Raw genomic sequence first — 24,721 nt, forward strand, 5'->3', positions numbered from 1 at the left:
ATGGCCTCGATCTATCGCCTGCCGTCCACGCTGATGCGCGGCGGCACCAGCAAGGGTCTGTTCATCCGCGCCGACGTGCTGCCCGAGGATACCTCAACCTGGGAACGCATGTTGTTGCGCGCCATTGGCAGCCCGGACCCGCACGGCAAGCAGATAGACGGCCTGGGCACCGGCCGGGCCAGCACCAGCAAGGTGATGATCCTCAGCCCGTCGCGGCGCGAAGACTGCGACGTCGATTGCCTGTTCGGCCATGTGTCGATAGAACACGCCTTGATAGACTGGTCCGGCAACTGCGGCAACCTCAGCGCCGCGGTGCCGCTGTTCGCGGTCATGGAAAAACTGGTGGAGCCGCGCGACGGCGTGGCCTCCATCGGCATCTGGCAGGCCAATGTTGGCAAGCGCATCATCGCGGAACTGGAAATCATGCACGGCCAGCCCGTCTGGCAGGGCGACTACCACATCGACGGCGTCGCCTTTCCCGGCGCGCCGATCCGGCTGCGTTTCCTGGACCCTGCCGGCGGCAGTTCCGGCGAACTCTACCCCACCGGCAAGCTGGTGGACGAACTGGCGCTGCCGGACGGCAGCCGAGTGGAAGCCACCCTGGTGGATGCCGGAAACCCCACAGTATTCGTTCGGGCCCGGGATTTCGGCCTCAAGGGCGATGAGGAAATGGCTGCCCTGCAGGAAACCGCGCGCCACCGGCTGGAATGGGCGCGGGAAATCGCCGCCGTGGTCATGGGCTTGGCCCCCGACATCTTCGCCGCCCGGCGCGAACGGCCGGGCTCGCCGCGAATCAGCCTGCTGTCGGAAAGCCGGGACGAGGATTGCCAGATCAACGCCCGCATCCTGACCTCCGGCCGCTCGCTGCACCACGCCTTCACCGGCACCGGCGCCATCGCGCTGGCTTGCGCCTGCTCCACCGAGGGCACGCTGCCTCAGCAATTGGCCGGCGCGCCGGTGCGCGGCATGCCGCTGACCTTCAGCCACGCCAGCGGCAAGCAAACCGTGGAAGCGGTGCTGGGCCACTCCGCCGAATACGGCTGGACCATCAGCGAGGTGGTGATGACCCGCACCGCCAGGCCGCTGATGCGCGGCGAAGTTTACATTCCGATGGATTAGCGGCTTGCAGCGTCAAGGCTGCGCGGGCTCGGCGGCCTGCTGTTGACGCAACTGCGCCGCCAGCTCGCTCAAATCTTCGGAACCCAACGCTAGGCTCGCCTGATGCGCGCCAAGCGCCGCCGCCCCGGCCAGCGCGATGAACATCAACAACCGTTGCAGCGGACGCCGCTTCAATCGGTCCAACCAGCCCAGCACGCCCAGCGGCAGGCCGGCCAACAAGCCACCGATATGGCAGGCCTGGTCCACGCCGGACACCATGAAGCCCATGCCCAGATTCAGCAGCACCACTTGCGCCAAGGCCTTGCCCTGCGAACCGCCCATGTCGGCGTCGCTGAGGCCGGCCACGCACAAGGCGCCGGCTAGGCCCATCAGGGCGCCGGACGCGCCCACGCTGGCCACCAGGCGGATGCTGCTCTGCATCAGCAGATTGGTCACCGGATGCGTGCCGTACCACCAAGCGCTGACCAGGCCCGCCGCCAAGCCGGCGGAAAGATAAATCGCCAGGAAACCAACACCGCCAAAGCGCTTTTGCGCCAAGGGGCCAATCAGCAGCAACATATACATATTGAGCAACAAATGCATGGCCCCGCCATGCACGAACATGCTGCTCAACAGCCGCCAGCTATCGCCGCTCAAAGTGAACGGCGCCAAATTGGCGCCCCAGCTCACCAAGTGCTCGGGGTCGGGCTCGGTCCAGGAGACGCCAGAAGCGCCCATCCAGATGTATACCATCAGGTTGGCGAGGACTAGGGCGATAGTGACCCATTGTTGCTGCACAAGAGAGGACAGCCCGCCAAGGCGGGATGCGGAAGAGTCAAGCGCGGATTCATTCATATGTACTGGTTTCCCGTCTTTCAATTTGCCGTTTAAATATCACCGACGCATGATAAAGCAAACCAGCCAAAATAAAAACCAATCGCTACTCAATATTCATACGCGAAGACTCAAGCCATTGCCTCGCCGCGCAACAACTCCCGCTCCACCTGCCGCAGCATGCGCAGACGGATCAGGCCGCTAACCGGCCGGATCAAATACCAGTAGGGAGCAAACCGCAAACGGGTGGCCGCGTCGGGGCAATGCACGCGGGTTTGAGTCGATAGGCGAACACCCTCTGCGACGGTTTCGCAATGGAAACTCAACAACAGCCGGGCCACGCCCGGCTCGTTCAAAGCCATGAAATCCTCAAGGCCGCCGGTCTCGCGCAGACCGAAGTCCGCGCGCCAGAACGCACCCGCCAGACCCAGCGTCAATTCCCTATCGCCGTCGCGCGCCAGCGGCGTGAAACTGTGCATGCCGAACGGCGGCCGGTTGCCGGGCAAGGCGCCGCTCAGGCGGCCGGGCAGCTCGCGCAGCGCCATGAAGCGCCGCGCCCAGGGATCGTCCGCCGGCGCAATGCGCTGCACCGCGTCCAACACCGAACCCGACACCGCCGGCAAAATCCGGGAGTGGGTTTCAACATACTGATAGCTCGGCAGAATCCGCTCCGCCAACGCAAAACGCTCCACACGTCCCTCTCTATTTCTAGCGGCGGAGGGTGCGGCTCAACCGGCCGCCACTTCCAGCTGCCGTACCCGCTCGAATAAGCACACCGTCGCCGCCATCGCCACATTCAGCGATTCCGCATGGCCCGGCATCGGAATCCTCACCCGCGCATCGGCCAGGGCCAGCGCCTCGGCGCTGACGCCGGCGCCCTCGTTGCCAAACACGAAAGCCACCGGCCCGCGCAAATCCTGCGCGTACAGCGAGGTGGAGCCCTCCAGATGAGTCACTAGCTTGCGGCCGTCGTAGCGCGCCAGCTCCGCGCACAAATCGACTTGTTCATGGATGTTCAACACGAAGTGCGCGCCCATGCCGGCGCGAAGCACCTTGGGCGAATACACATCGACGCAGCCCTTGGAGAGCACCACATCGCGGACCCCCGCCGCGGCCGCGCAGCGCAAGATGGTGCCCAGATTGCCCGGGTCCTGTATATCCTCCAGCATCACCCGGGACGCGCCCGCCGGGCTGGGGCGCGGCTGCGGCCGTGGGCACAAGGCCAGCAACTCCCCGGCGGTAGCCAGTGCCGTGGCCTTGGCGAGCACGGTTTCCGGCACCGTGATCACGACAGTCGGCGCGCTCAGACGCCGCAACAAGGCTTGTACCTCCGGATGCGCTGCCGCCACCTCGTTGAGATACACCCGCTCGGGCACGATGCCGGCGTCCAGACAGGACTCGGTCAGATGAATGCCCTCCAGCAACATCGCTTGTTGCTTGCGGCGTTCGCGCGGGCTCTGCGCCAAGCGCGCCAATTGCTTGATTTCGTCGTTATGGGCGGAGGTGATGGTTTTGCTGATGTACGACATGTGTCCTATTGCGGCAGCAGGGTCAGGCGCGCCACTAAATCCTTAAATCGGTGATAACTGTCCTCGTCGATCGCCTGGCCGCTATGGCCGTTGTCGACATAGAACACGCCGGACAGCGCGTGCCCGACAAACAGGGTGATCAGGGCGAATTCATTGTCCCCGACATGCTCGAAAAACAGATCCTCGTAGCGCCGCTCCAACTGCTGGCGCACCGAGGCCGGCGCGTGAAAACTTTGCGGCTTGCTGGTCAACACCGCGAAGAAGGAGCCCGGCTCCAGCCCCAAGGACAGCTTGCGCAACGGGTGGCTATCGCCCAAGCCCAACTGATAACGCAGTTTCAACGCATGCGCGTCCTGATCATAGCGGTAATACAGTACCCGCTCGAACTTGAGGTCGTTGGCCAGGTGGCGGATGGATTCGCGTATCGCCTTCTCCATCTGCTCGACGTCGCTCAAAGCGGCGGTTTTCTGCAAACTTGGGCGCTTATACTCGCCTTCCAGCATCAACAGGCTGCGCACCGGGTATGTATAACCCACCGCCCTGGGGTGGCGCGCCACCGACAAAGCCGCGTGCACCACCGCCTGATGCGCCAGATACGGCGCGCAGCCTATCAGCTTGGCCGCGGCCTCCACCCCCACCTGCCAGGTGCTGCGCCAAGTGCCCTGCTCCAAAGAGTTGGCGGTGGCCATCGCCAGGCGCAGCAACTGGCGGCGCTTGGTCTGGCTGCCCGGCCCCAGCAAGGCGTTCAGGCCGGTTGGCAAAGGCATCAGCTTGATGAATTGCTCCAGCACCTGAGCGTAATCGCAATCGAAGGCGTTGGACATTTCCTGCAGCAGCGGGCGGTCCGGCAACTGATTGCGCTGCATCATGAACAAGCAGGCGGGCAGATTGTACAGCAAGGCGGCCACGAAACAGTCCTCCACCTTGTGATCGCCCTGCAAAGAGAGCCACTCCTTGATCAGCAAGGCCGCCACCCGGGAGCGGCCCAGCCAATCCTCCACGGCCTCCAACACCTCCACGTCCAGCTTGTCCGGCACCGCTTCCAGCGCCGCGACGCGGCCAAAGCGGTTGGTGACCGCCTCCAGCCCCATCAGCAGCAGCGTCTGCTCCACCGAGGGGATGCTCTCATTGCGTTGCAAGGCGCGCGAACCGCCCACCACCCGGACCAAGTCCAACAGCAGGAAGGGATCGGACAAACAGAGATTGGCAAGGTCGGTGAAATTGATCAGATCGCTGTGGCGAGCGCAGATGTCCTTCAGCTCGCCCAGCGTATTGGGCAGAATCGGCCAGCGCCGTTCGGCGATGGACTTGATCCAGTTAGCAAGCTCCATGAGGGTGGCGCCAGATCAGTAGTTCGGTTTGCAAAGCGCCTCCCAGCGGGATGCGTTCATCGGGTTCGACATCGGGAACGGCGAAAGTATTGCTGACCAGCAGGCTGCCGGGCCGTCCCTCAGCCACAAACTTGCGCCAGACGCGCGCCATCGGCTCCGGGGACAGAAACACATAGACCGCATCGTACTCTCCCCACGGCTCCCGCCAAAAACTGCGGCAGGAGAACTCCAACCGCCGCGGCCGCCGGGCCAACCACCAGCGCGCGCGGGCCAACAGCCAACTGCCCCAGGCGCTTTCCAGCGCCCTCACCCGGAGATCCGGCCGCAACCGGCACAGCCAGACCGCCAGCCTGCCGTCGCCGCAGCCGGCCTCCAGCAAGGCGGCCCGCCCCGGCAGGAGTTCGGCCAGGCGCTCCGCCGCCTGGGCCGAGGAGCGATACAAGGGCACACGCTCCAGCACGGCGTTGCGGCCCAGCGCGAAAGTCAGCGCCAACCCCAGCAAATACACCCAGGACGGCAAGGCCGCCTGATGCATCAAGGCCAGCGCGGGCACAAACAAGCCGTGCAGCAAGCGCTGCCAGCCGGGCAAACGCATGAAAATGGCCAAGGCCGCCGCGCACAGGCCTTGCAGGATCGCCCAACCCAGGGGCTGGGCGGCGGGCGCGACGAAAAACATCGCCGCCAACGCAGCCAGCAGTTGCAGGCCAAGATGACGCAAGCGGCTCAACAAGGCAACGCTCGCATCAGGATTATTTGGCCGGCGTTTCCGCCGGCGCGGCGGCTGGCTCGGCCCCGCTTTCCGCGGGCCCGCCGATCACTTCCTGGTTCATCTGCGGCTTGTAGCCGTCGTTGAGGATATTGCTCTCCGCTTCCTTGTTCAGCACCACGATGGCGATGCGCCGGTTTTCCGGGCTGAACACATTGGTTTTGACCAAGGGGTTGGCCGAAGACAGGCCCACCACGCGCAACACCTTGTTGTCCTGCAGGCCGCCGGCCACCAGTTCGCGCCGCGCCGCGTTGGCACGGTCCGCGGACAGTTCCCAGTTGCTGTAACCGCCCTGGCCGCTGCCAAAGGGCTTGGCGTCGGTATGGCCGGAGATGCTGATCTTGTTCGGCATCATGTTCAGCTCTTTAGCCAGTTGCTGCAGCAACACGCGAGTATGCGGCAGCATGCGCGAGCTGCCGGAGTCGAACATCGAGCGGTTCTGCTCATCGACGATCTGGATCTTCAACCCGTCAGGTGTGATCTCCAGCTTGAGCTGATTCTTGTACTCCTTGAGCAGTTCGCTGTGATCCACCGTGCTCTGGATCTTGTTCTGCAACTGCTCCATTGCCACTTTTTCCTGCTGCTTGCGCATGATCTCGTCCTGCGGCGAGCCCGACTTGTTGACCTGGCCGGTCTGTTTGGTCAAATCGTTGCCGCCGCCCTTGATCACGGAGGTGGCGTCGCCGGCGCCGGCGCCGCCGGACAGCGCCACTTTCAGCGGCGTCTTGAAGTATTCGGCGATGCCGTTCAGCGTGCCCTGCGAGGCCGAACCCAGCAGCCACATCAGCAGGAAGAAGGCCATCATCGCGGTCACGAAGTCGGCGTAGGCAATCTTCCAGGCCCCGCCATGGTGGCCGTGGCCCCCCTTCTTGATGCGTTTGACGATAATGGGCCGTTGCGATTCGTCAGCCATGATCGCGCCCCCGCTTATTTCTTCGCCTGTTTCACATGATCTTCCAGTTCCTTGAAGGACGGACGATCATGCGAAGCCAAGACTTTGCGGCCAAATTCCACCGCCACTTGCGGCGCGTAGCCGTTGAGGCTGGCCAGAATAGTCACCTTGATGGTCTGGTACACCCGGGTGCCGTCTCCCAGTTTGTGCTCCAGAATGGTGGCCAGCGGGCCGACAAAGCCGTAAGCCAGCAGAATACCAAGGAAGGTGCCCACCAGCGCGTGGGCGATCAGCATCCCCAGTTCGGACGGCGGCGCGCCCACAGACTCCATGGTGTGCACCACCCCCATGACCGCCGCCACGATACCAAAGGCCGGCAGGCCGTCGGCCAGGCCTTTAACCGCGTTGACGGGCACTTCGCCTTCGTGATGGTGGGTTTCGATCTCCACATCCATCAGGTTCTCGATTTCGAAGGCGTTGAGGTTGCCGCCCACCATCAGGCGCAGATAGTCACAGATGAACTCCACGACATGGTGGTCGTGCAGAACGGTGGTGTATTTGGAAAAGACAGGACTGGCTTCCGGATTCTCGACGTCGGCCTCGATGGACATCAGGCCTTCCTTGCGCACCTTGGTCAGAATCTCGAACAGCAGCGAGAACAACTCCATGTAAAAGGCCTTGCTGTAAGGCGAGCCCTTGAACACGGTGGGGAAAGCCTTCATCGTGGCCTTGAGCGGCGCGCCGCCGTTGGCCACCACGAAAGCGCCGAGCGCGGCGCCCGCGATCATCACCACCTCCAGCGGCTGCATCAACGCGGCGAGGTGCCCACCCGCAGCGACGAATCCCCCCAGCACGGAGCCAAGAATAATGAGGTACCCGATTCCGACGAACATGCGTCAAGTCCTGTCTTTGTGATTTTTCGGATCGCTGCGATTTCCATTACAGCACGACTTTTATTCTATTCATAATAGAAAAAGCGGATTGAATTGTATCAACCCGCTTTCCCAGCTGCAAAAAACATGGAGGGTGATATTCACTAGCGCTGAAAAATGACGAAACCAAGTCGAGACACTGCCTTTAAACCACTAAGACAAAGTCATTTTCAGGCAAGCGCCCGCCAAGCGCCGCAAGAAAAAAGCCGGAGCTTACCGCTCCGGCTTGATCCCAGCGCATGCGCGACCCCGGCTCAGACAAGGCCGCTGTCCTTCAGCTTGCGTTCGAATGTCTCCATGCAACGCGCGGCCACGCCCAGCATTTCATCGATTTCAGCCTTGCTGATCACCAGCGGTGGCGCGGACACGATGTGGTCGCCGCAGGCTCGCATGATCAGGTTGTTGCTGAAGAAGATGTCGCGGCACATCAGACCGACGTCGCCGAACTCCGGGAACAGCTCGCGCTTGCTCTTGTCCTTGACCAGGGTGAACGCCTGGATCAGGCCGACGCCGCGCACATCGTCCACGTGCTCGAACTGGCTAAAGGTCTCGCGCCAGCGCTTCTGCATATAGGGACCGGTTTCGTTCTTGACGCGGTCGATGATGCCTTCGTCGCGCAGGAGTTCGATATTGACGCGCGCCACCGCGCTGGCCACAGGGTGGCCGGAGTAGGTGAAGCCGTGGTTGAAATCGCCGCCGGCGATCAAACCCTGGGCCACGCGTTCGCCCACGAACACCGCGCCGATGGGCAGATAACCGGAAGACAAGCCCTTGGCGGTGGTGAAAATGTCCGGGCGGAAGCCGAAGTGTTCAAAGCCGAACCATTCGCCGGTGCGGCCAAAGCCGCAGATCACTTCGTCGGCCACCAACAGCACATCGTATTTGCGGCAGATGCGCTCCACTTCCGGCCAGTAAGTGGCCGGCGGAATGATCACGCCGCCGGCGCCCTGGATGGGTTCGCCCACGAAAGCGGCCACTTTTTCCGGACCGATTTCCAGAATTTTCTCTTCCACCCAGCGCGCGGCCACCACGCCGAACTCGTCCGGGCTCAGATCTTTGCCGTATTTGTACCACCACGGTTGCTCAACGTGGGCCATGCCCGGAATCGGCAGGTCGCCCTGCTCGTGCATATACTTCATGCCGCCCAGGCTGGAACCGCCGATGGTGGAGCCGTGATAACCGTTCCAGCGGCCAATTAGCGTCTTCTTGTCCTTCTTGCCTTGGACGTCCCAGTAATGGCGCACCATGCGTATCATGGTGTCCACCGCCTCGGAGCCGGAGTTGGTGTAGAACACATGTTCGTAGCCGGCCGGCGTCACTTGCGCCAGCAGGTGGGACAGCTCCACCACGGCCGGGTGGGTGGTCTTGAAGAAGGTGTTGTAGAAGGGCAGTTCGTCCATCTGGCTCTTGGCCACCTCGGACAGTTCCTTGCGGCCGTAGCCGATATTGACGCACCACAGGCCGGCCATGCCGTCGATGATCTTATTGCCCTCGGAATCCCACAGGTAAATCCCCTCGCTGCGAGTCATCACCCGCGCGCCCTGCTGGTTCAACGATTGGGTATCGGTAAACGGATGCAGATGATGCGCGGCATCCAGTTGGCGCCATTGTTCGGTCGTGCGTTGTTGATTCTGCATAGGACTTCCTTCCAGTATTCTCCAACGGGGCGTAGATGTTCTCTGCCGCCCCTCCTTCGCCATTGGCGTATTTTCAGTGCTTATCCTGGCTGTCCGGGCTGATTCTAACGGACAAATCAACCCAATGTCATAGCTAAATCACACGTGCAGCAGCAGGAACTTGCGCTCCCACGGGCTGATCACGCGGAAGTATTCGGAGAACTCCTTCTCCTTCATTCCCACGTACATGCTGACGAAGCGTTCGCCCAGCACCTCGGCCATTTCCTTGCAGGAAGCCAGTTGCTCCAGGGACTCCTCCGAGGAGTTGGGGAACTGGTAAGGTAGCTCATACGCGTCGGTCTGGCGCGGCTCGCTGGGTTGCAGCTTGTTGATGATGCCCAGGTAGCCGCAGGCCAGCGTCGCGGCCATGGCGATATAAGGGTTGACGTCCACGCCGGGCACGCGGTTTTCAATGCGGCGCGCCGCCGGCGAGGAATGCGGCACGCGCAGCCCCACGGTACGGTTGTCGTAACCCCATTCGACGTTGGTCGGCGCCGCGGTATAGCGCGACAAACGGCGGAATGAGTTCACGTACGGCGCAAACAACGGCATGGACTGGGGCACGTATTTCTGCAGGCCGGCGATGTAGTGGAAGAACAGGTCGGACGGGCTGCCGTCTTCATTGGTGAACACATTGCGGCCGGTGTTCTTGTCCACCAGGCTCTGGTGCATGTGCATGGCCGAGCCCGGCTCGTTTTCCATCGGCTTGGCCATGAAAGTGGCGTACATATTGTGGCGGAACGCCGCCTCGCGCACGGTGCGCTTGAACAGGAACACCTGGTCCGCCAGTTCCAGCGGGTTGCCGTGCAGAAAGTTGATTTCCATCTGCGCGGTGCCCACTTCGTGAATCAGGGTGTCCACTTCCAGATTCTGCGCGTGGCAGTAATCGTAGATGTCCTCGAACAACGGGTCGAACTCATTGACCGCATCAATGGAATAAGAACGGCGGCCGAACTCGGCGCGGCCGGTTCGCCCCACCGGCGCGGCCAGCGGGATATCCGGGTCCGGGTTGGGGGACAGCAGGTAGAACTCCATTTCCGGGGCCAGCACCGGCTCCAGACCCATCTCGTCAAACAGGCCGATCACGCGTTTGAGCACATTGCGCGGCGCCACGTCCACCGGGCTGCCGTCGGCGCGCTGACAGTCATAGATCAATTGCGCGGTGGGGTCGACGGCCCAGGGCACGAAGCGCAGGGTGTTCGGGTCCGGGGCCAGCACCATGTCCGGGTCGGTCAGGTCCAGCATGCTGTCGTCGGGGTAGTCCCCGGTCACGGTCTGGATCAGCACGACTTCGGGCAGGCGCATTTCCGGGTCGGACACGAATTTGTCCTTGGGCACGATCTTGCCGCGCGCCACACCGGTCATGTCGGGAACGATACACTCGACTTCAGTGATTCGGTGCTCTCGCAGCCATTCATTGATCTGATGGGTCATGATGTTCTTCCTCTGTGTGTGTTATTCCGAGTGGTGACACAAGGTCTCGGTTAATTGCGGCCCGCGTTGCCGCTGGTTGCGGCGTTGGCGGCAGGCGTCGCCAAATGCCTTGAAGATGGCCATGGACAGCGGGTTGTCCCAGTACTTCCATTCCGGATGCCATTGCACGGCGAAGGCGAAGCCCTTGGCGTCGCGCACGCGGTAGGCCTCCACCAGGCCGTCGTCGGCCACCGCCTCGCAGATCAAGCGATCGGACAGCCGCTTGATGCCCTGCTGGTGCAGGGAATTGACCATGGCGGAGTCCTGGCCGGTCCATTGCCGCAGCAGGCCGTCATCGGCGAAACGCACCGAGTGGGACAAGGCGTACATCGCGTCCACGTCCGGCGTGTCCGGCTCGCGGTGATCCCGCTTGCCCTCTTCTTCCTGCACGTGCTGGTACAGTTCCCCGCCCATCGCCACGTTGATTTCCTGAAAGCCGCGGCAGATGCCCAGCAGAGGGATGCCTTGCTCCAGCACTTGCTGGATCAACGGCAAGGTGGTGGCGTCGCGCATCGGGTCGTGCATGGTGCCGGGCCGGCTGGGCGCGCCGCCGTAACGGTGCGGTTCGACATTGGACAGCGAGCCTGGCAGCAGCACGCCGTCCACCAGCTCCAGCACGTCCTTCAGCGCGGTCTTGTCGCCCAGCGCCGGCAGCAGCACCGGCACGCCGCCGGCGCCGCCGGCCGCCGCGGCGATGTATTTTTCGCCTGCGGCGTGGAACGGCAACGGGCCTACCATCTTGATGTCACAGGGTATGCCGATGATAGCTTGCAACATTTCGAATCCTTGATACGGGTTAGGAAGCCGCCTTGATGGCTTCTATCGGGTCGATGAACGGGTGACCCAGCGCCTGAGCCACCGCCTGGTAAGTGAGCCGGCCGCGACAGACGTTGAGGCCGTTGCGCAGATGAGCGTTGTCCAGCAAGGCCTGGCGCCAGCCCTTGTTGGCCAGTTCCAGCGTGTACGGCAGCGTGGCGTTGGTCAGCGCCTGAGTGGAGGTGCGCGCCACGCCGCCGGGCATATTGGCTACACAGTAATGGACGATGCCGTCCACCACATAAATGGGGTCTTGGTGCGTGGTGGGCCGGCTGGTTTCAAAGCAACCGCCCTGGTCTATGGCCACGTCCACCAGCACCGCGCCGGGCTTCATGATCTTCAGCATCGGCCGCGTCACCAGCTTGGGCGCCGCCGCGCCCGGAATCAGCACCGCGCCGATCACCAGATCGGCCTCGCGCAGGCAGTCTTCGATATTGGCGGAGTTGGACACCAGCGTCTTGATGCGGCCGCCGAACACCATGTCGATTTCTTTCAAGCGCGGCAGCGATTTATCCAGGATGGTGACCTCTGCGCCGGCGCCCATGGCCATGCGCGCGGCATTCAAACCCACCACGCCGCCGCCTATCACCACCACTCGCGCCGGGGCTACGCCCGGCACGCCGCCCAACAGCACGCCGCGGCCGCCCTGGGCTTTTTCCAGCGCGTGAGCGCCAGCCTGTATCGCCATGCGGCCGGCCACTTCCGACATCGGCGCCAGCAGCGGCAGGCCGCCGCGTTCGTCGGTGACGGTTTCGTAAGCAATGGCAATAGCATCCGATTCCAGCAATAATTTGGTCTGTTCCGGATCCGGCGCCAAATGCAGATAGGTGAACAGGATCTGATCCCGGCGCAGCATGCGGCACTCCACCGGCTGCGGCTCTTTCACCTTGACGATCATGTCGCTGCGTTCGAAGGTTTCTTCGGCGCTGGAAGCAATGGAAGCGCCGGCCTGGATATACTGTTCATCGGTGAATCCGATGGCGAGGCCGGCCTGGGTCTGGACCAAAACCTTGTGACCGTTGGCGACTAACTCCCGGACTCCAGACGGGGTTAGGCCAACACGATACTCGTGGTTCTTGATCTCCTTGGGAACACCGATCAGCATGTCGCTCTCCTCACTTAGATTTGTTGCGGAAGTGCCGCGCAAGCGTTTAAGAAAATTCACAACACGCTTGCCCCTTGTTTCTGATTCTGACTATAAACCCCCAACGATGCAAAGATATTCGATTTTGCGTCGCAGCAAGTAGTGCAGAGTCCGTACAAAATAATTATCATAAAGCGTCTAAAATTATTAACATACTGACGGAGCAGGAATCCATGGACGTTGGCGCGAGATTACGCATGGTCAGGGATCGTTTCGGGCTGTCTCAGCGGGAGCTGGCCAAACGAGCCGGAGTCACCAACGGCACCATTTCGCTGATAGAGCAAAATCGGGTCAGCCCTTCGATCAGCTCGCTGAAAAAAGTGCTGGAAGGCCTGCCGATGACGCTGGCGGATTTTTTCACCTTCGATTCCGACCCGGAACAAGCCCGAGTGTTCTACCAAGCCCACGAATTACCCAATCTGGGCAATGAACAGATCCAGCTGCTGCTGGTGGGCACCGCCCACGACAAGCGCGACATCGCCATCCTGCGCGAAGTCTACGAAACCGGCGCAGACACCGGGCCGGACATGTTGACGCACGAAGGCCAAGAGGGCGGCGTCATCATCAAAGGCAGTATAGAAGTGACCGTGAACAACGAGAGCCGCATCCTGGGACCGGGCGACGCGTATTACTTCGACAGCCGGTTGCCGCATCGCTTTCGCAATACCGGGGCTGAAACCTGCGAAGTGGTCAGCGCCAGTTCGCCCCCCACATTCTGAGCATCATTGAGAACAAGAAGCGCCGGCAAGACCGCATCCGGCGACCAGCAGGCCATAAGGCCAGGCCGGGGAGCTTTGCCCGCCGCGCCGGCTCCAAGCCCACGACAGACGACAACGCAGTCAAACCCGCGTCAAGCGATACCGGCGCCGCCAACGAACGGCGCAGGATCAATCATAAGGAGAGAGTAAATGGCTAGAACGCATGCCGAATGGAAGCAATTCGCCGCTCAACTGAAGATCGAAGGGCGCGCCTTCATCGCCGGCGAGTACTGCGCGGCGCAAGACGGCAAAAGTTTTGCCTGCAACAACCCCGCCAACGGAGAGAAGCTGGCCGACGTGGCCTGGTGCGGCGAAGCCGACGTGGAGCGCGCGGTGCGCGCCGCCCGCCAAGCCTTCGACTCCGGCGCCTGGTCCGGCCTGCCGCCGCGCGAGCGCGGCCGCATCCTCAAGCGCTTCGCCGCGCTGATCCACGAGCATGGCGATGAGCTGGCGCTGCTGGAAACCCTGGATGTGGGCAAGCCCATCAGCGACACCCTCAGCGTGGACCTGCCCGGCAGCGCCTACTGCGTGGAATGGTTCGCCGAAGCCATCGACAAGATTGGCGGCGAAGTGGCGCCGGTGGACCCCAAGGTAGTGGGCCTGGTCACCCGCGAAGCCATCGGCGTGGTGGCCGCCATCGTACCGTGGAACTACCCCATCATGATGGCCAGCTGGAAGTTTGGCCCGGCGCTGGCCGCCGGCAACCCGGTGATCATCAAGCCTTCGGAAAAATCCCCGCTCACCGCCATCCGCCTGGCGGCGCTGGCCAAAGAAGCCGGCATCCCCAGCGGCGTGTTCCAGGTGCTGCCCGGCGCGGGCGACGTGGGCAAGCTGCTGGCGCTGCACATGGATGTGGACTGCGTCGCCTTCACCGGCTCCACCGGCGTGGGCAAGCTGATCGCCGGCTACGCCGCGCAATCCAACCTCAAGCGCGTCTGGCTGGAACTGGGCGGCAAATCGCCCAACATCATTCTGCCGGACTGCCCGGACATCGCCCAGGCGGCGCGCGCGGCCGCCGGCGGCATCTTCTACAATATGGGCGAAGTCTGCACCGCCGGTTCCCGCGTGCTGGTCCACCGCGACATCAAAGCGCGCTTCCTGCAGGAACTGGAAGCGGCCGCGGCCCGCTACTATCCGCAAGATCCATTGGACCCGGCCACCAATATGGGCGCCATCGTGGACCGCATCCAGTACGACAAGGTGCTGTCCTACATCGGCAAGGGCGACAGTGAAGGGGCCAAGAAGCTGTTTGGCGGCAAACCGGCCCACACGGATACCGGCCTGTTCATCGAACCGACGGCGTTTGACTGCCCCAGCGCGGACCTGACCATCTGCCGCGAAGAAATCTTCGGCCCGGTGCTGTCCGTCATCACCTTCGACGACGTGGAAGACGCCATCCGCATCGCCAACGATACCGAATACGGCCTGGCGGCCGCGGTGTGGACCTCCAACGTCAGCACCGCGCACCAGGTGGCCCGCCGCCTGCGCGCCGGCACGGTATGGGTGAATTGCTATGATGAAGGCGGGGACATGAACTTCCCCTTCGGCGGCTTCAAGCAATCCGGGAACGGCCGCGACAAGTCGCTGCACGCGCTGGAAAAATACACTGAGCTGAAGAGCACGCTGATCAAGCTGTAAACCGCGTTTACAGCGCCGCCGACAGGCTGCCCCTCCGGCAGCCTGTCTTGTTTTCATCTCCCTCGGCAAAGGATGCGACATGATCAAGTGCCTGACCGCCCTCCTCTGCCTTTACGCCGCGGCGGCGGCGGCCGGTTCCGCGGCGCCCGCCTGCCCGGCGGAAGGACTGAAGATAGGGTACTACCCAACGGCCACCGCCTATGAAGGCGGCAAGGGCTACGATGTGGATCTGGTCCACGAACTGGCGCGCCGGCTGGGCTGCAACATCCGCGAAGAGCGCGAATACCCGCGCTTGCGCGTGCTGTTGCTGGTGCAGCACGGCAAGCTCAACCTGGCCACCTCCACCATCCCGCTGCAAAAGCGGCTGCGCTACGCCTGGGTACTGCCCTACACCCGCGACCGCAACATGACCCTGCTCAACCCGGCGGTGCAAGGCAAAACGCCGGAGCAATGGCTGAACGACCCCAAGCTGAAATGGGGCGCCGTCATCGGCTACCGCAACAGCCCGCTGCAGGACTATTTCCTGCAACAGATGGCCAAGCGAGACAAGCTGATCTGCGCCTCCAACGAAGAAGACCTGCTGGACATGCTGCGTAGCGGCGCCATCTCCGCCGCCTTTTCCCAGCCTCAGATTTACGACCACTGGATCAACGGCCAACCGCGCGGACGGCTGCAAGTCAAAGTCATGGACCCCTTCCACGACAGCAGCCTGGAAAACGGCCTGGTCCTGTCCCACCGCAGTTTCAGCGAGGTCCAGATGCGCCGCTGGCAGGCTGAACTGGACAAAATGCGCGCTGACGGCAGCCTGCAACGCATTCTGCGCAAATACCTGAGCGAAGACAGCGTGCGCAGCATGCTGGAATAACCCTCCCCCTCTCGCGGCAAGACTCGGCGAATCCGGCTATAGCTAAACGGAACGCGTACGGGAGAACGGCATGAAAGCACACTGGGCGGCGCTGCTTGGCGGCGCGCTGGCCTCGATGGCGGCGCTGGGCGATTCGCCCTGCCCGGCGGATGGCCTGAAAGTGGGTTACTACCTGATTGGCAGCGCCTATGAAAACGGCCACGGTTACGACGTGGACCTAGTGCATGAGCTGGCGCGCCGGCTGGGCTGCAAAATCGTTCAGGAAGACGTTTACCCTCGCATCCGCGTGCTCAAAATGCTGGAACACGGCCAACTCAACCTGGGCACCTCCACCGTCCCCACCCCGGATCGCCGCAAATACGCCTGGATCTACCCCTACTTCTACAGCAAGAACATGATCTTGCTATCCAACCAGATTGGCGCGCGCACGCTGGACCAACTGCTGGCCGAGCCAGCCGTTAAATGGGGCGTGATCCGCGGCTACCGCCACAGCCCGGAACAGGACGCCTTTATCGAACAACTGACCAAACGCGGCAAGGTAGTGATGGCCAACGACGAGCGCGACCTCTACGCCATGTTGTCCCAGCGCATCGTCACCGCCGCCTTTGCCCACCCTTTCAGCTACGACAACTGGCTCAACTCCCCGGCCCTGTCCGGCCAGGTTGCGGTACTGGACCTGTTCCCCAGCTCGGAACGCATCGCCGGTGGCCTGATGCTGGCGCATAGCGCCTTCAGCCAACAACAGGCGGAACAATGGCAGACCCAGCTACAGCAAATGGCCAAGGACGGCTCCCTGCGCAAGATCTTCAGCAAATACTTGAGCGCGGACAGCGTGGCCCAACTGCAACTGCAGCCCTGACCCTAGGTCCAGCTTGCCGTCTGGCGCAAACGCGCGCGACACTGCGCTATGCTCACCACAGGAGTTATCCGATGAAAACCCTGAGTCGCCTCGCCCTGCTGCTCTTGCTTGCGGCCTCCCCCGTCCATGCCGCCAACGATGACGGCACGGTGCAAACCCTGGTCATGATGCGCCACGGCGAAAAGCCGGAAGGCGGCTACGGCCAGCTAGACTGCAAGGGCTTCAACCGCTCGCTGGCGCTGGCCAAGGTGCTGCCGCAGCGCTTTGGCAAACCGGACCAGATCTACGCGCCGTCCACCGCCAGCCAGGCCAGCGACCCGGCCGGCACCTTCAACTACATCCGGCCGCTGGCCACCATCGAACCCACCGCCATCTCCCTGGGCCTGCCGGTCAACACCAACTTCGAAACCGCGGCCATAGACGGCCTGCAGCAGCAATTAATAGACCCGCTGCACCATGGCAAACTGGTCTTCATCGCCTGGGAACACAAGCTTTTGCAAGTCCTCGCCAGCAACATCATGCGCCAGTACGGCGGCAAGAACGGCGCGAATCAGGTGCCCAAGTGGGACAAGAATGACTTCGACGGCCTCTTCATTCTCACCCTCGACTACAGCCACACTCCGCCCAAGGCGAAGTTCCGCCGCGAGCAGCAAGGACTGGATAAATTGTCGTCCACCTGCTGGCTGCCCTGAGAATATTTTTACCATCAACTGAGCATTGTGAGGCGACACAATGCGTACGTCTTGTCTCGCCTTCTGCGAGCCTGTTCAAAGTATCCTGAACACGAGCGAAGCAAAGCGGAGACGGCGGAGGAAACGGCATTTACAAGTGATAAACGAGCATTCCGAATGCCGTGCTCACCGTGTCACATCTCGCAAAGCGCAGTAGATTATGAACAGCTTATGAGAAGCTGCTGACGCAAAAACAGCCGGCCCATCCAGGGCCGGCTGTCTTCGTTTGCGTCTGGAGGATTACAGCGCCAACTTGGCAATGGCGTCCTTTGCCGCGTGAATGGCGGTGGCGCGCTTGTCTTCGCCCATGTTCACCGCTTCTGCGCGGACAAAGGCCACGTCGTTCACGCCCAGGAAGCCCATCACCGTCTTCAGGTAGTCTTCCTGGAAATCCATCAGTTGACCTTGCTCGGTGCTGTAAACGCCGCCGCGCGAGGACACCACGATCACCTTCTTGCCGCCGGCCAGGCCCACCGGGCCGTTTTCGGTGTATTTGAAAGTGCGGCCGGAGGCGGCCACGCGGTCCACCCAGGCTTTCAGCTGCGACGGAATAGAAAAGTTGTACATCGGCGCGCCGATCACCACCACATCCGCGGCCAGGAATTCTTCGATCAACTCATTGCTCAGCGCGGCTTCACTGCGCTGAGTGGCGGTCCAATCCGCCTCGGCGGTGAAGTTGGCGCCGATGATTTCGCCGGACAGATGGGCGATGGGCTGGCTGGCCAGATCGCGGTAGGAGGTTTCCACATTGGCGTGACGCTGGCGCAGGGTGTCGGCGACAACGGCGGTCAGTTGGCGGGAAACCGAGTTGGCGGCGAGGATACTGGAGTCGAGATGCAACAGTTTCATGGTCGGGTCCTTCGTGTCTTGGTAGAGAAAGTGATTGCATGATAGTTTTCCGCACCAATCCGCACTAGACTGCAAAAACCGGAAACATTGTTCCATCAGCGAGACAATCATGCAGGACCTGAACGATCTGCTCTACTTCGCCAAAGTGGTTGAGCACGGCGGCTTCATGGCTGCCGGCCGCGTACTGGGCATCCCCAAGTCCCGGCTTTCCCGCCGCGTGGCGGAACTGGAACAGCGGCTGGGAGTGCGGCTGCTGCAAAGGACCACCCGCCGCCTGTCCTTGACCGAAATCGGCCAACAGTACTACCAACACTGTCAGGCGATGCTGGAAGAAGCCGAGGCCGCGGACGAGGCCATCGCCCGCAGCAGCGCCGAGCCGCGGGGCCTGATCAAGGTCAGTTGCCCGGAGCTGCTGTCCAAGACCCTGCTGGCCCCGGCGCTGCCGCGCTTCATGGCTCGCCACCCGCTGCTGCGAGTGCAGCTGGATTCCAGCAACCGGCGCGTGGACCTGATAGAAGAAGGCGTGGACGTCGCCATCCGCGTGCGCAACGTGATAGAAGACAGCGCCAACCTGGTGGTGCGCCGGCTGGCCACCGCCCTGACATCCCTGGTGGCCAGCCCGGCCTTGCTGGCCGAGCGCCCCGCCCCCAGACATCCGGCCGACATGGCCGGCTGGCCGGCGCTCACCATGAGCCGCCCCGACGGCCGCGGCCAATGGGCCTTGCTGGACCAGGCCGGCCACGCCTACACCGTACAAATAGACAGCCCAAGGCTGATGACCGACGACCTGATCGTCCTGCGCGACGCCGCCATCGCCGGCCTGGGCGTGGCCGCGCTGCCGGAGCTGGTCTGCCACGAGGCGCTGCAGGCCGGTCAACTAGTGCGGCTACTGCCGGACTACGACATCCCCTGGGGTATTCTGCACGCCGCCTTCCCCACCCGACGCGGCCTACTGCCGGCGGTGCGCGCCTTCATCGATTTCCTCGCCACCGAACTGATTCCGCCGGACCACCCGGTTTATCAGCTGGCGCCTTAAGCCTGCTCAAAGTCTCGCGAGCTAATGAGCATTCCGAAGTTGCACTCACCGAGCCACGTTTCACGACACGCATTTACGATCACGCGAGCAAGGGTGAGACAAGGCGAAAACGAGCGAAAAAGCGGAATGTACACGTGGTACATGAGCATTTTGAGCTTGTACTCACCGTGCAACGCTTCACGACGCGCAGCAGATCGTGAACAGGTTCTTAGAGCCGCTAACAAAACCGCGCAGCGCACCTGAGCCAAGGCGCGCCGACGCAGGCAGTACAAGTAGTACGGCAAGGAGGCGCAACGCAGGATCAGGGGTTTTGTTAGCGGGTCTTAGCGCGCCTTGCCGGGCATACTCTCCAGACACGCCAAGGCCCGTGCCGCCAGCGGGGTCAACCCGCTCGCCGCGCCGGCAGCGCGCCAATGCCCGAGCAAGCCTTCCCGCATGGCGGGCGTCCAGAAACGCTTCAGATGCTGAGCAATCTCGAACGCTGCGTCGCCGCTCTGGGCATCCTCGAAAAAACGCGCGATCTCATTAAGCATCTTCACCAGCGGTTCCGGCCTCATCCCGCCTCGCTCCCCGCGCGCCGTCCGGCATCCAACAACCTTAGCTGCTCATCGCCAAAGCCCCGGAAATGGCGCTGCCAGTCCGATGGACTGGCAGTCTTACCCACTTCCACCGCAGTCACCTTGTACTCCGGGCAGTTGGTGGCCCAATCCGAATTGTCGGTGGTCACCACATTGGCGCCGGACTCCGGGTGGTGGAAGGTGGTGTACACCACGCCCGGCGCTACCCGCTCCGTCACCTTGGCGCGCAAGGCGGTGTCGCCGGCGCGGCTGCGCACCGCCACCCAGTCGCCGTCGACGATGCCGCGCGCTTCGGCGTCGGTCGGATGGATTTCCAGCCTGTCCTCGGCGTGCCAGACCCGATTCTCGGTGCGTCGCGTCTGCGCGCCCACGTTGTACTGGCTGAGAATACGTCCAGTGGTCAGCAGCAGCGGAAAGCGCTTTCCCGCCCGTTCCGAAGTAGCCACGTAACGCGTGACGACGAAGCGTCCCAAGCCGCGTGAGAAGGCATCGACATGCATCACCGGCGTGCCCTCGGGTGCCTCCTCGTTGCACGGCCATTGCAGGCCGCCCAGCCGGTCCAGCTTGGCGTAGCTGACCCCGGCGAAGCTGGGTGTCAGCCGCGCGATCTCATCCATGATCTCGGATGGATGACGGTAGGCCATCGGATAGCCCAAGGCGGCCGCCAACGCCGAGGTCACCTCCCAGTCCGCCATGCCGGCCAGCGGGCGCAGCGCCCGACGCACTCGCGAGATGCGCCGCTCGGCATTGGTGAAGGTGCCGTCCTTTTCCAGGAAGGAACTGCCGGGCAGGAAAACGTGGGCGTATTTTGCGGTTTCGTTCAGGAACAGGTCCTGCACCACCACGCACTCCATCGCCAGCAGCGCGGCGGCCACATGCTGGGTATTGGGGTCGCTCTGCACGATGTCCTCGCCCTGGCAGTACAAGCCCTTGAAACCGCCGTCCAGCGCCGCATCCAGCATATTGGGAATCCGCAGCCCCGGCTCTGGCGACAAGACGACACCCCAGTCCGCCTCGAAGCTCGCACGCACCGCGTCGTCGGACACATGGCGGTAACCGGGAAGCTCGTGCGGAAAAGACCCCATGTCGCAGGCGCCCTGCACATTATTCTGACCGCGCAACGGGTTGACGCCGACGCCGACGCGGCCAAGATTGCCGGTGGCCATGGCCAGGTTGGCGATGGCCATCACCGCAGTGCTGCCCTGACTGTGTTCGGTAACGCCCAGGCCGTAGTAGATGGCGGCGTTGCCGCCGGTCGCGTACAACCGCGCCGCCTCGCGGATCAGATCCGCCGGCACGCCGCAGAGCGCGGCGACACGCTCCGGCGCGTTGTCCGGCTCGACGACAAAATCGCGCCAGCGTCGGAAAGCCTCGGCTTCGCAGCGTTGAGCGATGAAGTCCTGATCCAGCAGCCCCTCGCTCACCACCACGTGAGCCAGCGCGTTGAGCACGGCCACATTGCTGCCGGGCCGCAGCGCCAGGTGCAGCGCCGGCCCCGCGTGCGGCGTATCGGCCAGGTCGATGCGGCGCGGGTCGATGACGATCAGCCGCGCGCCCTCGCGCAGCCGCCGCCGCAGCAAGGAGCCGAAAACCGGATGAGCATCGCTTGGATTGGCGCCTATCACCAGAATCACGTCGGCGCTCAGCACCGAGTCGAAATCCTGAGTCCCGGCAGACTCGCCCAGCGTCTGCTTCAGACCGTAGCCGGTGGGCGAGTGGCAGACCCGAGCGCAAGTGTCGATATTGTTGTTGCCGAAGGCCGCGCGCACCAGCTTCTGCACCAGATAGGTTTCCTCATTGGTGCAGCGGCTGGAGCTGATGCCGCCGATGGCGTCTCGGCCGTAGCGCAATTGCAGGCGGCGGAACTCGCTGGCCACATGTCCCAGCGCTTGCTCCCAGCTCACCTCCCGCCAAGGTTCGTGGATGCCGGCGCGGAGCATGGGTTTGACGATGCGGTCCGGATGGGTGGCGTAGCCCCAAGCAAAGCGGCCCTTGACGCAGGAATGGCCATGATTGGCGCGGCCGTCCCGGTCCGGCGTCATTCTCACCACCCGCTCGCCCTTGAGTTCGGCGCGGAAGCCGCAACCCACGCCGCAATAGGCGCAGGTGGTCGCCACGCTGCGCTCCGGCTGCCCCAGCTCCACCACGCTTTTCTCCACCAGCGTGGCGGTGGGGCAGGCTTGCACGCAAGCGCCGCAGGACACGCATTCCGAGCCGAGGAAGTCCTCGCCTCCTGCGGCGCGGACGCGGGAATCGAACCCCCGGCCGACGATGCTCAGCGCGAAAGTCCCCTGGGTTTCCTCGCAAGCGCGCACACAGCGGTTGCAGACGATGCACTTGGCCGGGTCGTAATCGAAATAAGGGTTGGACTCATCCTTGGCCTCAGCCAGATGATTAGCGCCGGTCAAGCCGTAACGCACCTCGCTCAGGCCCACCTGGCCGGCAACGGTCTGCAATTCGCAAGCACCGTTGGACGCGCAAGTCAGGCAATCCAGCGGGTGGTCGGACACATACAGTTCCATCACCCCGCGCCGCAGCCTGGCCAGCGTCTCGCTCTGCGTACGCACCGCCATGCCTGCGCTCACCGGCGTGGTGCAGGCGGCCGGGTAGCCGCGATGCCCATCGATCTCCACCATGCACATACGACAGGAGCCAAACGGCTCCAGGCTGTCCGTGGCGCACAGCCGGGGCAGGCGCACGCCCTGCAGCGCGGCCGCGCGCAACACCGAGGTGCCGGCCGGCACGGTGATCTCGACGCCGTCTATGCTCAGACTCACCGGCGCACCGGTACGCATTGGCGTGCCCAGGTCCACCGTGGGGGCAAGCTTGGGGTCAAACTGGCAGCTCATGGCGCATCCTCCTCGACGATGGCCGGGTCCAGGCCGAAATCCGCGGGAAAACCCCGCGCCGCGCTCAGTACCGGCGAGGGGGTCAAACCGCCCAGCGCGCACAGCGAACCGTGGCGCATGGTCTCGCACAAATCCCGTAGCAAAGTCCAATGCCGGCCCCGCTCCGTCGAGTCGCCTGCCGCCAGCAGCCGGTCTATCACCTCGACACCGCGGGTGGAGCCGATGCGACAGGGCGTGCACTTGCCGCAGGATTCGGCGGCGCAGAACTGCATAGCGAAACGCGCCATGCGCGCCATATCGGTGCTGTCGTCGCACACCACCACCCCGCCGTGGCCCAACATGGCGCCGACGGCGGCGAAAGCTTCGTAGTCCAAGGCGGTATCGAACTGCTCGGGCGTCAGCCAGGCGCCCAGCGGCCCGCCCACTTGCGCCGCCTTCACCGGCCGGCCGCTCGTGCAGCCGCCGCCGTAGTCCTCGATCAGCTCGCGCAAGCTCAGGCCAAAAGCGCGCTCCACCAGGCCGCCGCGCCGCACATTGCCGGCTAGCTGAAACGCCATGGTGCCGCGCGATCGGCCAACCCCGAAATCCCGGTAATACGGCGCGCCGCGGGCCAGGATGGCGGGCACCGACGCCAGCGTCAGCACGTTGTGCACCAAGGTGGGACGCCCGAACAGGCCGCTGATCGCGGGCAACGGCGGCTTGGCCCTGACCTCGCCGCGTCGGCCCTCCAGCGATTCCAGCATGGACGTCTCCTCACCGCAGATATACGCGCCCGCGCCCAAACGGAGCTCCAGCTCCAACTCGCGGCCGGAGCCCTGCAGATCTGGCCCCAGATAACCCCGCTGGCGGGCAATCTCCAACGCCCGCCTCAGCGTCTCCGCCGCAGCGGCGTATTCCGAGCGGACATAGATATAACCACGATTCGCCCCCACCGCCAGCGCCGCGATGCTCATGCCCTCGATCAACAGGAAGGGGTCGCCCTCCATCAGCATGCGGTCGGCGAAGCTGCCGGAATCGCCCTCGTCTGCATTGCACACCACGTACTTGCAATCCGCGGCCGCCTCACGCACGGTGCGCCATTTGATACCGGCGGGAAAGGCCGCGCCGCCCCGGCCGCGCAGGCCGGACTCCAGCACACACTCCAGCGTGCCCTCTCCGCCCAGTTCCAGCGCATGGGCCAGGCCGCGATAGCCGCCGTGGGCCAGGTAATCGTCCAGCGACAGAGGGCGGGTCAGCCCCGCACGCGCAAACAACAGCCGCTGCTGGCCGGCAAGGTAGGGCAGCCGTTCCAGCAGGCCCAATGCCAGCGGATGCTTGCCGTCCGCAGTCAACACGGCGTCGAGCACGCTGTCCGCCTGCTCCGCCGGCAATGGTCCAAAACCAGAGCGGCCTTGCGGCGTATCCATTTCCAACAAGGGCTCCAGCCAGTACAGCCCGCGCGAGCTATTGCGCCGGATCTCCACTTCCAGCCCGCGTCCCGCCGCCGCCGCGGCCAACGCCCGCGCGGTTTGGTCAGTACCCAGCGCCCGCGCAACGGAATCACAGGATAGATGGAAGGTCAGCATGCACCGCCCTCCTCCAAACAGCCGGCCAGCAAGACGTCCAGCGCGGCGGCGTCGACGCGCGCGTGCAATTCGCCATCCAGCAGCAGGGCCGGCGCGCAGGCGCAAGCGCCCAGGCAGTACACCGGCCGCAGCTCCAGGCCGCCGTCGGCGCTGCGGCCCGCGTCGTCCAGGCCGGTGCGCGCGCGCAGCCTTTGCGCCAGCGCCTCCGACCCCATGCTCTGACAGGCTTCCGCTCGGCATAGCCGCAGTTGGTGGCGCGCCGGCGGCTCGCTGCGGAAATCGTGGTAGAAGCTGAGCACACCACGCACCTCCGCCTGGCTCAGGCGAAAAGCGCGGGCGATGGCCGGTGTCACGGCGTCCGGCACATAGCCCAGTTCACCCTGCAAGGCGTGCAGCAAGGGCAGCAAACCGCCCGGCTGCGTTTGGTAATCCGATACCAGCGCGGCGATGCGCGACTGTTGTTCCGCGGTCAAGGACATGGCAACTCCAAGCAAGTGCGAAC

General features: G+C 63.6%; 23 protein-coding genes. 7 read left to right on the plus strand and 16 right to left on the minus strand.

Going from position 1 to position 24,721, the window contains the following annotated elements; all coding sequences use genetic code 11:
• The gene (locus DXT74_RS17180) at positions 1 to 1,119 is read left to right on the plus strand and encodes a 2-methylaconitate cis-trans isomerase PrpF family protein (RefSeq protein WP_194426556.1); all 1,119 of its coding nucleotides are present in this window, start codon (positions 1 to 3) and stop codon (positions 1,117 to 1,119) included.
• 12 nt (positions 1,120 to 1,131) lie between these two features.
• Here the strand turns inward: DXT74_RS17180 and DXT74_RS17185 are convergent, their stop codons facing one another.
• From DXT74_RS17185 to ald, 11 genes are all read right to left on the minus strand, one after another.
• Complete coding sequence (locus tag DXT74_RS17185) at positions 1,132 to 1,953, minus strand: rhomboid family intramembrane serine protease (protein WP_194426557.1); 822 nt, start codon at positions 1,951 to 1,953, stop codon at positions 1,132 to 1,134.
• A gap of 110 nt (positions 1,954 to 2,063) precedes the next feature.
• Complete coding sequence (locus DXT74_RS17190) at positions 2,064 to 2,624, minus strand: DUF2867 domain-containing protein (RefSeq protein ID WP_196783781.1); 561 nt, start codon at positions 2,622 to 2,624, stop codon at positions 2,064 to 2,066.
• Positions 2,625 to 2,660: 36 nt separating this feature from the next.
• A complete protein-coding gene (locus DXT74_RS17195; RefSeq protein WP_194426558.1) occupies positions 2,661 to 3,461 on the minus strand; it encodes an RNA methyltransferase in 801 nt (266 codons plus the stop codon).
• Positions 3,462 to 3,466: 5 nt separating this feature from the next.
• Positions 3,467 to 4,792: an HDOD domain-containing protein gene (locus DXT74_RS17200; RefSeq protein WP_194426559.1), complete on the minus strand. Its 1,326-nt coding sequence runs from the start codon at positions 4,790 to 4,792 to the stop codon at positions 3,467 to 3,469.
• A complete protein-coding gene (locus DXT74_RS17205; RefSeq protein WP_231138213.1) occupies positions 4,779 to 5,522 on the minus strand; it encodes a class I SAM-dependent methyltransferase in 744 nt (247 codons plus the stop codon). Before DXT74_RS17205 ends, DXT74_RS17200 begins: the two co-directional genes overlap by 14 nt.
• A 19-nt stretch (positions 5,523 to 5,541) precedes the next feature.
• Positions 5,542 to 6,471, minus strand: coding sequence for a flagellar motor protein MotB (gene motB / locus DXT74_RS17210; protein WP_043593929.1), 930 nt, complete (start codon positions 6,469 to 6,471; stop codon positions 5,542 to 5,544).
• Between the two features lie 14 nt (positions 6,472 to 6,485).
• Positions 6,486 to 7,343, minus strand: coding sequence for a flagellar motor stator protein MotA (motA, locus tag DXT74_RS17215; RefSeq protein WP_043638687.1), 858 nt, complete (start codon positions 7,341 to 7,343; stop codon positions 6,486 to 6,488).
• Between the two features lie 293 nt (positions 7,344 to 7,636).
• Positions 7,637 to 9,019: an aspartate aminotransferase family protein gene (locus tag DXT74_RS17220; RefSeq protein ID WP_043638691.1), complete on the minus strand. Its 1,383-nt coding sequence runs from the start codon at positions 9,017 to 9,019 to the stop codon at positions 7,637 to 7,639.
• Positions 9,020 to 9,157: 138 nt separating this feature from the next.
• Positions 9,158 to 10,492, minus strand: coding sequence for a glutamine synthetase family protein (locus tag DXT74_RS17225; RefSeq protein WP_019104434.1), 1,335 nt, complete (start codon positions 10,490 to 10,492; stop codon positions 9,158 to 9,160).
• 21 nt (positions 10,493 to 10,513) lie between these two features.
• A complete protein-coding gene (locus DXT74_RS17230; RefSeq protein ID WP_052052263.1) occupies positions 10,514 to 11,308 on the minus strand; it encodes a gamma-glutamyl-gamma-aminobutyrate hydrolase family protein in 795 nt (264 codons plus the stop codon).
• A 19-nt stretch (positions 11,309 to 11,327) separates the two neighbouring features.
• Positions 11,328 to 12,452 carry an alanine dehydrogenase gene (gene ald, locus DXT74_RS17235; RefSeq protein ID WP_019104432.1) on the minus strand — a complete coding sequence of 375 codons (1,125 nt, stop codon included), beginning with the start codon at positions 12,450 to 12,452 and terminating at the stop codon, positions 11,328 to 11,330.
• Positions 12,453 to 12,664: 212 nt separating this feature from the next.
• On the opposite strand from ald, the gene DXT74_RS17240 reads away from it, so the two are divergent.
• The 5 genes from DXT74_RS17240 (at position 12,665) to DXT74_RS17260 (ending at position 17,303) form a co-directional block, all read left to right on the plus strand.
• Positions 12,665 to 13,210, plus strand: a complete 546-nt coding sequence (locus DXT74_RS17240; RefSeq protein ID WP_039756808.1) for a cupin domain-containing protein — start codon at positions 12,665 to 12,667, stop codon at positions 13,208 to 13,210.
• 189 nt (positions 13,211 to 13,399) lie between these two features.
• The gene (locus tag DXT74_RS17245) at positions 13,400 to 14,887 is read left to right on the plus strand and encodes an aldehyde dehydrogenase (protein WP_043638698.1); all 1,488 of its coding nucleotides are present in this window, start codon (positions 13,400 to 13,402) and stop codon (positions 14,885 to 14,887) included.
• 79 nt (positions 14,888 to 14,966) lie between these two features.
• On the plus strand, positions 14,967 to 15,752 hold the full coding sequence (locus tag DXT74_RS17250; RefSeq protein WP_043638701.1) for an ABC transporter substrate-binding protein: 786 nt from the start codon (positions 14,967 to 14,969) through the stop codon (positions 15,750 to 15,752).
• A gap of 70 nt (positions 15,753 to 15,822) precedes the next feature.
• The gene (locus DXT74_RS17255) at positions 15,823 to 16,611 is read left to right on the plus strand and encodes an ABC transporter substrate-binding protein (protein WP_114153632.1); all 789 of its coding nucleotides are present in this window, start codon (positions 15,823 to 15,825) and stop codon (positions 16,609 to 16,611) included.
• A 71-nt stretch (positions 16,612 to 16,682) separates the two neighbouring features.
• Entirely contained in the window at positions 16,683 to 17,303 is a 621-nt protein-coding gene (locus tag DXT74_RS17260; protein WP_194426560.1) for a histidine phosphatase family protein, read from the plus strand.
• 279 nt (positions 17,304 to 17,582) lie between these two features.
• Here DXT74_RS17260 and DXT74_RS17265 read toward each other — a convergent pair whose 3' ends face one another.
• The gene (locus DXT74_RS17265; RefSeq protein ID WP_019104426.1) at positions 17,583 to 18,191 is read right to left on the minus strand and encodes an FMN-dependent NADH-azoreductase; all 609 of its coding nucleotides are present in this window, start codon (positions 18,189 to 18,191) and stop codon (positions 17,583 to 17,585) included.
• A 109-nt stretch (positions 18,192 to 18,300) separates the two neighbouring features.
• On the opposite strand from DXT74_RS17265, the gene DXT74_RS17270 reads away from it, so the two are divergent.
• Entirely contained in the window at positions 18,301 to 19,227 is a 927-nt protein-coding gene (locus DXT74_RS17270; RefSeq protein WP_043638708.1) for a LysR substrate-binding domain-containing protein, read from the plus strand.
• Between the two features lie 323 nt (positions 19,228 to 19,550).
• Here DXT74_RS17270 and DXT74_RS17275 read toward each other — a convergent pair whose 3' ends face one another.
• From DXT74_RS17275 to DXT74_RS17290, 4 genes are read right to left on the minus strand one after another with little or no spacing between them, the layout of a single operon-like run.
• Positions 19,551 to 19,784 carry a formate dehydrogenase subunit delta gene (locus DXT74_RS17275; protein ID WP_081556366.1) on the minus strand — a complete coding sequence of 78 codons (234 nt, stop codon included), beginning with the start codon at positions 19,782 to 19,784 and terminating at the stop codon, positions 19,551 to 19,553.
• Positions 19,781 to 22,654, minus strand: coding sequence for a formate dehydrogenase subunit alpha (gene fdhF / locus DXT74_RS17280; RefSeq protein ID WP_194426561.1), 2,874 nt, complete (start codon positions 22,652 to 22,654; stop codon positions 19,781 to 19,783). Before fdhF ends, DXT74_RS17275 begins: the two co-directional genes overlap by 4 nt.
• Positions 22,651 to 24,219, minus strand: coding sequence for an NADH-ubiquinone oxidoreductase-F iron-sulfur binding region domain-containing protein (locus DXT74_RS17285; RefSeq protein ID WP_194426562.1), 1,569 nt, complete (start codon positions 24,217 to 24,219; stop codon positions 22,651 to 22,653). The genes fdhF and DXT74_RS17285 overlap by 4 nt, the downstream gene beginning before the upstream one ends.
• Complete coding sequence (locus tag DXT74_RS17290) at positions 24,213 to 24,698, minus strand: formate dehydrogenase subunit gamma (protein ID WP_194426563.1); 486 nt, start codon at positions 24,696 to 24,698, stop codon at positions 24,213 to 24,215. Before DXT74_RS17290 ends, DXT74_RS17285 begins: the two co-directional genes overlap by 7 nt.
• Positions 24,699 to 24,721: the final 23 nt, after the last annotated feature.

The organism is Chromobacterium sp. Rain0013, from assembly GCF_015291765.1.
In the GTDB taxonomy this organism is placed as follows: Bacteria; Pseudomonadota; Gammaproteobacteria; order Burkholderiales; family Chromobacteriaceae; genus Chromobacterium; species Chromobacterium haemolyticum.

What these genes read in the sequence shown, in the direction of transcription:
- DXT74_RS17250 (WP_043638701.1), top strand. Translation starts at nt 14,967, where the DNA reads ATGATCAAGTGCCTGACCGCCCTCCTCTGCCTTTACGCCGCGGCGGCG.
- DXT74_RS17200 (WP_194426559.1), bottom strand. Translation starts at nt 4,792, where the DNA reads ATGGAGCTTGCTAACTGGATCAAGTCCATCGCCGAACGGCGCTGGCCG.
- motA (WP_043638687.1), bottom strand. Translation starts at nt 7,343, where the DNA reads ATGTTCGTCGGAATCGGGTACCTCATTATTCTTGGCTCCGTGCTGGGG.
- fdhF (WP_194426561.1), bottom strand. Translation starts at nt 22,654, where the DNA reads ATGAGCTGCCAGTTTGACCCCAAGCTTGCCCCCACGGTGGACCTGGGC.
- DXT74_RS17275 (WP_081556366.1), bottom strand. Translation starts at nt 19,784, where the DNA reads ATGAGGCCGGAACCGCTGGTGAAGATGCTTAATGAGATCGCGCGTTTT.
- DXT74_RS17255 (WP_114153632.1), top strand. Translation starts at nt 15,823, where the DNA reads ATGAAAGCACACTGGGCGGCGCTGCTTGGCGGCGCGCTGGCCTCGATG.
- motB (WP_043593929.1), bottom strand. Translation starts at nt 6,471, where the DNA reads ATGGCTGACGAATCGCAACGGCCCATTATCGTCAAACGCATCAAGAAG.
- DXT74_RS17220 (WP_043638691.1), bottom strand. Translation starts at nt 9,019, where the DNA reads ATGCAGAATCAACAACGCACGACCGAACAATGGCGCCAACTGGATGCC.
- ald (WP_019104432.1), bottom strand. Translation starts at nt 12,452, where the DNA reads ATGCTGATCGGTGTTCCCAAGGAGATCAAGAACCACGAGTATCGTGTT.
- DXT74_RS17270 (WP_043638708.1), top strand. Translation starts at nt 18,301, where the DNA reads ATGCAGGACCTGAACGATCTGCTCTACTTCGCCAAAGTGGTTGAGCAC.
- DXT74_RS17225 (WP_019104434.1), bottom strand. Translation starts at nt 10,492, where the DNA reads ATGACCCATCAGATCAATGAATGGCTGCGAGAGCACCGAATCACTGAA.
- DXT74_RS17240 (WP_039756808.1), top strand. Translation starts at nt 12,665, where the DNA reads ATGGACGTTGGCGCGAGATTACGCATGGTCAGGGATCGTTTCGGGCTG.
- DXT74_RS17260 (WP_194426560.1), top strand. Translation starts at nt 16,683, where the DNA reads ATGAAAACCCTGAGTCGCCTCGCCCTGCTGCTCTTGCTTGCGGCCTCC.
- DXT74_RS17195 (WP_194426558.1), bottom strand. Translation starts at nt 3,461, where the DNA reads ATGTCGTACATCAGCAAAACCATCACCTCCGCCCATAACGACGAAATC.
- DXT74_RS17230 (WP_052052263.1), bottom strand. Translation starts at nt 11,308, where the DNA reads ATGTTGCAAGCTATCATCGGCATACCCTGTGACATCAAGATGGTAGGC.
- DXT74_RS17185 (WP_194426557.1), bottom strand. Translation starts at nt 1,953, where the DNA reads ATGAATGAATCCGCGCTTGACTCTTCCGCATCCCGCCTTGGCGGGCTG.
- DXT74_RS17285 (WP_194426562.1), bottom strand. Translation starts at nt 24,219, where the DNA reads ATGCTGACCTTCCATCTATCCTGTGATTCCGTTGCGCGGGCGCTGGGT.
- DXT74_RS17180 (WP_194426556.1), top strand. Translation starts at nt 1, where the DNA reads ATGGCCTCGATCTATCGCCTGCCGTCCACGCTGATGCGCGGCGGCACC.
- DXT74_RS17290 (WP_194426563.1), bottom strand. Translation starts at nt 24,698, where the DNA reads ATGTCCTTGACCGCGGAACAACAGTCGCGCATCGCCGCGCTGGTATCG.
- DXT74_RS17245 (WP_043638698.1), top strand. Translation starts at nt 13,400, where the DNA reads ATGGCTAGAACGCATGCCGAATGGAAGCAATTCGCCGCTCAACTGAAG.
- DXT74_RS17265 (WP_019104426.1), bottom strand. Translation starts at nt 18,191, where the DNA reads ATGAAACTGTTGCATCTCGACTCCAGTATCCTCGCCGCCAACTCGGTT.